This is a genomic window from Pedobacter sp. UBA4863 (genome assembly GCF_002399615.1).
Classification (GTDB): Bacteria; Bacteroidota; Bacteroidia; order Sphingobacteriales; family Sphingobacteriaceae; genus Pedobacter.
The window spans coordinates 3,659-4,242 of sequence record NZ_DHDZ01000053.1; the positions used below are offsets into that span (position 1 = coordinate 3,659).

General features: G+C 43.3%; 1 protein-coding gene. It reads left to right on the forward strand.

What is annotated here, in order from left to right; genetic code table 11:
- Positions 1–584 (forward strand): FGGY-family carbohydrate kinase (locus tag B3I52_RS13935; protein WP_293302294.1); only part of this gene is annotated, 584 nt, incomplete at both ends.

The window sequence follows — 584 nt, forward strand, 5'->3', positions numbered from 1 at the left end:
GACATAAAGCCATGTGGCATGAAGAGTTTGATGGTTTGCCGAGCAAATCGTTTTTAACCGAACTACATCCTAATTTGGGCGAGTTAAGGGATCGCTTATACAAAGAAACCTTTACTACCGACGAGGTGGTGGGCAACTTATCAGCAGAATGGGCGCAAAAGCTCGGTCTGTCTCAAGAAATAAAAGTAGGTGTTGGTGCCATTGATGCGCACTTGGGCGCTGTTGGAACCGGAATTGAGGCTTATAGTCTGGTAAAGGTAATGGGAACTTCTACTTGCGATATGGTAGTAGTACCAACGCAAGAGTTTGATGGCTTGGTAAACGGAATATGTGGCCAGGTAGATGGCTCTATCATACCAAATATGTTAGGGATGGAGGCAGGTCAATCTGCGTTTGGAGACGTGTATAGTTGGTATAGGCAAATCCTAGAATTTCCAATGAGAGAAATATTGGCCGAGACCTTGGGCAAAGAAGATTTGAAAAAAGCTAGTGATGCTATTTTACCTAAACTTGCTGAAAAAGCAGCCCAACTGCCAGTTACAGAAAATGATCTCATTGCTTTAGATTGGATCAATGGACGTAGA